The 6,253-nt window shown below is 31.6% G+C and carries 7 protein-coding genes and 1 riboswitch; of the genes, 6 read left to right on the forward strand and 1 reads right to left on the reverse strand.

Annotated features, from left to right (window positions below; translation table 11 throughout):
• Window positions 1–84: 84 nt before the first annotated feature.
• Window positions 85–591: a DUF309 domain-containing protein gene (locus CD150_RS04285; protein WP_073342005.1), complete on the reverse strand. Its 507-nt coding sequence runs from the start codon at window positions 589–591 to the stop codon at window positions 85–87.
• 91 nt (window positions 592–682) lie between these two features.
• On the opposite strand from CD150_RS04285, the gene CD150_RS04290 reads away from it, so the two are divergent.
• The 6 genes from CD150_RS04290 to CD150_RS04315 form a co-directional block, all read left to right on the forward strand.
• A complete protein-coding gene (locus CD150_RS04290) occupies window positions 683–1,417 on the forward strand; it encodes a segregation and condensation protein A (RefSeq protein ID WP_046208212.1) in 735 nt (244 codons plus the stop codon).
• A complete protein-coding gene (gene scpB, locus CD150_RS04295) occupies window positions 1,401–1,949 on the forward strand; it encodes an SMC-Scp complex subunit ScpB (RefSeq protein WP_081254262.1) in 549 nt (182 codons plus the stop codon). The genes CD150_RS04290 and scpB overlap by 17 nt, the downstream gene beginning before the upstream one ends.
• A complete protein-coding gene (locus CD150_RS04300) occupies window positions 1,942–2,679 on the forward strand; it encodes a pseudouridine synthase (protein WP_073342008.1) in 738 nt (245 codons plus the stop codon). The genes scpB and CD150_RS04300 overlap by 8 nt, the downstream gene beginning before the upstream one ends.
• Window positions 2,680–2,814: 135 nt before the next feature.
• Window positions 2,815–3,540 carry a response regulator transcription factor gene (locus CD150_RS04305; protein ID WP_073342011.1) on the forward strand — a complete coding sequence of 242 codons (726 nt, stop codon included), beginning with the start codon at window positions 2,815–2,817 and terminating at the stop codon, window positions 3,538–3,540.
• Window positions 3,524–5,296, forward strand: coding sequence for an ATP-binding protein (locus CD150_RS04310; RefSeq protein WP_073342014.1), 1,773 nt, complete (start codon window positions 3,524–3,526; stop codon window positions 5,294–5,296). Before CD150_RS04305 ends, CD150_RS04310 begins: the two co-directional genes overlap by 17 nt.
• A gap of 216 nt (window positions 5,297–5,512) precedes the next feature.
• Window positions 5,513–5,649, forward strand: a riboswitch (FMN riboswitch).
• A 64-nt stretch (window positions 5,650–5,713) separates the two neighbouring features.
• On the forward strand, window positions 5,714–6,253 hold a 540-nt coding region (locus tag CD150_RS04315), incomplete at its 3' end, for an ECF transporter S component (protein ID WP_103161372.1).

Here is a 6,253-nt window from a genome sequence, read left to right on the forward strand (position 1 = left end):
CTGGTTTATTCTATTGAATAACTAGACTGTGTTTTTTATTGTAGTTACATTATTTAAATAAATATATTCATATAAGATTAATGCTTATATCCATTTGTTTCGAGCTTGTAGAGCGCGTTTTCTTGCTGCTTCGACTTCAGTTCTATCTCTTTTTAAATGGTGGTCAATGATATAATCATCTTCAATTTTATAATATGTCATCGCATAATGCGGGTATTGTTGTAATATAACTTGCTCCATTGTCGCAGTTAATGGGAGATGAATAGGCTCGAAAGATTTCTCCTTCTTTGTAGCATTAATTAATTCGACTAATAGCGCTTTATACGCTTCTATATCGAGTCCAATATTAATTGCTGAGTCGTACTTTTCTATTACTTTTAATGCCTTACCAAATGATTTATAGGCGCCTACATAATTATGTCTACGGTAATGATAAGCGCCAGTTGCAGTCAGTATAAGACTTACGACAGCATCTCCTTTATTGTAATTTGGATTTGTTTTCCAGGCGTCTTCTAAAATATCGTGACAAAGAAAGTAATGTTGCTTTGTATGGAATTGGAAATAAAAATCTTGAAGTGCAATTTTTAACATGATTATCGCTCCGAATTTAAATGTTTGTATTAAACATGCTATAATATTTTAGTGAATTAAGCACTTAACTTGCTAATATGAGGTAGATAAAATGTATGAAGTAAAACTCGATGCCTTTAATGGTCCTTTAGATTTATTATTGCATCTTATTCAAAAATTTGAAATTGATATTTATGATATACCAATGAAATCTTTAACAGAACAGTATATGCAATATATTCATGCGATGAGTCAATTAGAAATTAATGTTGCAAGTGAATATTTAGTTATGGCATCAGAATTACTAATGATAAAAAGCAAAATGCTTTTGCCTCATTCAGATGAAGTTGACGATTTAGAAGATGACCCACGTGAAAATTTGGTTGAGCGATTAATTGAATATCAAAACTATAAAGAATATACAGTGCTATTAAACGAAAAAAGAGCAGAAAGAGAGAAGTATTATTCTAAACACCCAACGGATTTAACACATTTAGAATCAAATGAAACTTGGGACCCTAATAATACGATTGATTTAACAGAACTCATCATTGCTTATCAAAAAGTGAAAAATCGTGTGGAATACCAAACACCCAAAACCGTTGATATTCGAAAAGAAACGTTCACAATACAAGAAGCTACTACACAAGTAACTCAACGTTTGCAAAAACATGAATCATTCAACTTTTTTAGTTTATTTAATTTTACTGAACCACTGGAAATGGTAGTCACTCATTTCCTCGCCATACTAGAAATGTCGAAATCTGGAATAGTAAATATTGAACAACAAAAAAGTTTTGACGATATTAATATTTTAAGAGGAGTTAATTATGGCATTGAACGATAAAGGAATCCTAGAAGCATTACTTTATACTGCAGGTGATGAAGGACTTGAAGAAAAGCAAATACTAGAAATTTTAGACATTGACCAACATCGTTTTCATACATTAATCAATGAATATGACGCTTGTGGCTTAGAGATCCAACATTATGGTAAAAATTATGTCTTAACCACCAAAAAAGATGCGTCAGAATTTATTGAGAAGTTAATTGAACAAAAATCAAAAATGAAATTATCACAAGCAGCTATGGAAGCTTTATCGATAATCGCATACAATCAGCCATTATCTCGTAGTGATATTGAATTGATTAGAGGTATAAATTCGGACGGAGCCGTCAAAACCTTGATAGCACGAGGTTTAATTGAAGCCAAAGATGAGGCAGATTCTAGAAGCCAACAATTATATACAACAGAACTATTCTTAAATGTATTTGGTATTGAACAATTAGATGATTTACCAACTACGGATGAAGAAGATGAGGAAATAGAAGCTTTCTTCAGTAATTTAGTAAATCAAAAAGGAGAAAAAAATGAATAAAGAAACAGAAAGATTACAAAAACGTATCGCAAATAGTGGCTATACTTCAAGACGTAAAGCGGAAACATTAATTACAGAAGGTAAAGTGAAAGTAAATGGTGAAATCGAAACAGAATTAGGTACTAAAGTAAAACCAACGGATACAGTAGAAGTTGAAGGCATTAAATTAGAACAAGAAGACAAACTATATATTCTTTTCTATAAACCTTCACAAGTTATCACTAGCGTTTCTGATGACAAAGGTAGAAAGGTCGTTACTGATTATTTCAAACAAATTAAGACAAGAATATACCCTGTAGGACGCTTAGATTATGATACATCAGGGCTACTTTTACTTACCAATGATGGTGAATTCACTAACTTAATGACACATCCACGTTATAAAATCAAAAAGAAATATGTTGTTAAATTAAAAGGGTATCTCATGCGTGAAGAAGTTAAAGCATTAGAACAAGGCATTAATTTAGAAGATGGGCAAACGCAACCTGCGACAGTTAAAGTTAAAAACCAAGATAAAGATAAAAATACGACACTTGTAGAAATTACAATAACTGAAGGTCGCAATAGACAAGTTAGACGCATGTTTGAATATTTTGGGCATCAAGTATCAAAACTACAACGCATAGAATTTGGACCGTTAAATTTGAAAGGACTCAATGCTGGCGAAGGCCGAGTACTTACACCGCATGAAGTAAAAATATTACGTCAAATTGCAGAACACGGACAATAATTATGACATTCCTTTAACAAAATCCTGATATTGATAATTTTTTCACAAACTTTTCATTCATAAACACTTTTATAGCTCAACCTATGATATAATATGGTTGAAATTGAAGTTAGCAGTGTGGGAGGGTACGAACCTATGTCAAACGAAATACTTATCGTTGATGATGAAGATAGAATCAGACGATTATTAAAATTGTACTTAGAAAGAGAATCTTTTGAAACTCATGAAGCTAGAGATGGACAAGAAGCATTCAAAATGGCAATGGAACATGATTATGCATGTATCTTGTTAGATTTAATGTTGCCAGAAATGGATGGCATTACTGTAGCAGCTAGACTCAGAGAACAGAAAGAAACACCAATTATTATGTTAACTGCTAAAGGAGAAGAAACAAACCGCGTAGAAGGTTTCGAATCCGGTGCAGATGATTATATTGTAAAACCATTTTCACCACGTGAAGTGGTCTTACGTGTCAAAGCGCTATTAAGACGAACTCAAGTTGCACATACAGAACAAAGTGAACCTCATGCACGAGACCTAATAGAATTTAAACATCTTGTGATTGATAATGATGCTCATCGCGTGCTAGCTGATGGCAACCAAGTAAACTTAACGCCAAAAGAATATGAACTTTTAATCTTTTTAGCAAAAACGCCAAATAAAGTCTTTGATCGTGAGCAACTATTAAAAGAAGTATGGCATTATGAATTTTATGGAGATTTGCGTACTGTTGATACACATGTAAAACGTTTAAGAGAGAAATTAAATCGCGTTTCTGATGAAGCTGCCCAAATGATTCAAACTGTTTGGGGCGTTGGCTATAAATTCGAGGTTAAATCTGAAAATGAACCGCCTCAATAATGTAGTAGTAAAACTGTGGTTAACTATAATTTTTATAGTAACGACAGTTTTAATTTTATTAAGTGCAGCACTTATAACGTTTATACAATCTTACTTTACGCAAGAAACAGAAGATTCATTACTTGAAGATGCTAAAAGAATCAGTCATTTAGTTGAGCATTCAGAAGATAAAACGACTGCCATAAAGCATAGTAAGTCTCTTATCGAGGGTCCAGTGGGGCTTATTATCATGAATCATAAACACATGGATAGCGTCAATAATGATGAGACAAAAGAAAAGATGTTCAAAGAAATAAAAAGTAATAAAAACTACGAAAAAGTGTTCGATAAAGGAAAGCAGATATCTGAGCACGTGACAATAGATATAAATAAACAGCAAAAAACTTATGTTTTAATAGGTTATCCATCAAAAAATTTAGAATCGAGTGCACATAATAGTAAATATAGTGGTGTTTTTATCTATCAAGATTTGAAAACGATAGAAGATACCAATAATGTGATTACAGTCATTATTTTAATTATTGCTATAATCTTTTTATCTATTACTACTGTGTTCGCCTTTTTCTTATCATCTCGAATTACAAAACCACTTAGAAATTTAAGGACTCAAGCATTAAAAGTTTCTAAAGGTGACTATACACAAGTAGTTCCTGTTAATTCTCGAGATGAAATTGGTGAGTTATCACGTGCTTTTAACACGATGAGTTCGGAAATACAACAACACATCGACGCATTATCCTCATCAAAAAATATCAGAGATAGTTTAATAAACTCTATGGTTGAAGGCGTTCTAGGTTTCAATGATAAACAAGAAATAATTATATCAAACAAGATGGCACAAAATATTTTAAAAATATTGGATGCACACGATTTAGACAAACTTGATCGTCAAAATGAATTAACATTTAAATCCAAAAAAACACAATTCGAAGAATATGAAATTAGCACACGCTATTTTGTTATTATTACAAGTTATATTGAACAAATTCAGCCTGATGGCAGAAGTGGTATTGTAGCTATTATTCGTGATATGACCAATGAACATAATATTGATCAAATGAAAAAAGATTTTATTGCTAATGTATCACATGAATTGCGTACACCTATTTCATTGCTACAAGGATATACAGAGTCGATAGTGGATGGTATTGTAACAGAACCAGACGAAATACATGAATCATTGTCCATTGTCCTTGATGAAACAAAACGTTTAAATCGATTAGTAAATGAGTTGCTCAATGTTGCACGGATGGATGCTGAAGGGCTAACTGTAGAGAAAGTGAAACAGCCAATTGATCCACTGCTTAATAGAATGCAACAAAAATACCAGAAACAAGCAAATGACTTAAAGTTAACGATGAATTTAAATCCAAATACACACAATCAATTATGGTATTTCGACACCGATAGAATTGAACAGGTTTTAACTAATCTTATAGATAATGCTACTAGATATACAGAACCTGGTGATTTAATATCGATTAGTTTTGAAGAGTCAGAAAATGAAAATATTTTATACATTTCAGACACAGGATCTGGTATTGCTCCAGAACATTTACAACAAGTATTTGACCGTTTCTATAAAGTCGACACTGCTCGTAAACGAGGTAAACAAGGTACTGGGTTAGGTCTGTTTATCTGTCGCATGATTATTGATGAACATGGAGGTACGATAGACGTTAAGAGTGAGCTTGGCAAAGGCACAACATTTATAATTAAATTACCAAAACCAACAGAAGAATATGAAGATACATGACTATTAAAGTAATCATAGAAAGTGAAATGTAATTTAATTTATAATCTTAATGTAAATCAAGCACGTGTGTTCTATAAATGACGAGATTGAGAGTCAATACATTACTATTGATTTTCAATCTCGTCTTTTTCATAAATTATGTAATTTACTTAGCATAAGCAGGTCTATTGTTTTTATCTGAGTAATAGGCTATGATATATTTATAAAATTTAAGAAATTCATCTTCGGGGTAGGGTGTAATTCCCAACCGGCAGTAATTGAAGCCTGCGACCCATTTATCTATTAAAAAGATAAATGGCTGATCTAGTGTAATTCTAGAGCCGACAGTATAGTCTGGATGGGAGAAGATGGAGGGTTTTTGTTGTGCAATTAAATCCTCCTTTTCTAAGTAAGATGAATGGAAGGAGATAATTGAATATGCAACAACAAACCAAGCGACTTATTACGATAAGTATGTTAAGTGCGGTGTCATTTATTTTGATGTTTATCAAATTTCCAATCCCATTTTTACCACCATATTTAACATTAGACTTTAGTGATATTCCAGCTCTATTAGCAACTTTTAGTTTAGGACCAGTAGCTGGTATTATTATATTATTTATAAAAAATTTACTTAATTTCTTATTTAATATAGGGGATCCAGTTGGACCAATTGCTAATTTCTTAGCTGGCGCTAGTTTTATTTTAAGTGCCTTTTATATAATTAAAAATAATCATACAGTCAAAACACAAATCATTGGATTTACAATAGCGACGATTGTTATGACGATTGTTCTAAGTATTTTAAATTATTTTGTTTTATTACCACTTTATGGGATAATTATGAATTTATCAAATGTAGTTGAAAATATAAAAATTGTGATAGTTTCAGGTGTTATACCTTTTAATATAGTAAAAGGTATAATAATTTCTTTAATATTTATGTTATTATTCAAACGTTTAAAAAAGATTTTACTT

Source organism: Staphylococcus ureilyticus (genome assembly GCF_002902235.1).
In the GTDB taxonomy this organism is placed as follows: Bacteria; Bacillota; Bacilli; order Staphylococcales; family Staphylococcaceae; genus Staphylococcus; species Staphylococcus ureilyticus.

What these genes read in the sequence shown, in the direction of transcription:
- CD150_RS04285 (WP_073342005.1), bottom strand. Translation starts at nt 591, where the DNA reads ATGTTAAAAATTGCACTTCAAGATTTTTATTTCCAATTCCATACAAAG.
- CD150_RS04290 (WP_046208212.1), top strand. Translation starts at nt 683, where the DNA reads ATGTATGAAGTAAAACTCGATGCCTTTAATGGTCCTTTAGATTTATTA.
- scpB (WP_081254262.1), top strand. Translation starts at nt 1,401, where the DNA reads ATGGCATTGAACGATAAAGGAATCCTAGAAGCATTACTTTATACTGCA.
- CD150_RS04300 (WP_073342008.1), top strand. Translation starts at nt 1,942, where the DNA reads ATGAATAAAGAAACAGAAAGATTACAAAAACGTATCGCAAATAGTGGC.
- CD150_RS04305 (WP_073342011.1), top strand. Translation starts at nt 2,815, where the DNA reads ATGTCAAACGAAATACTTATCGTTGATGATGAAGATAGAATCAGACGA.
- CD150_RS04310 (WP_073342014.1), top strand. Translation starts at nt 3,524, where the DNA reads ATGAACCGCCTCAATAATGTAGTAGTAAAACTGTGGTTAACTATAATT.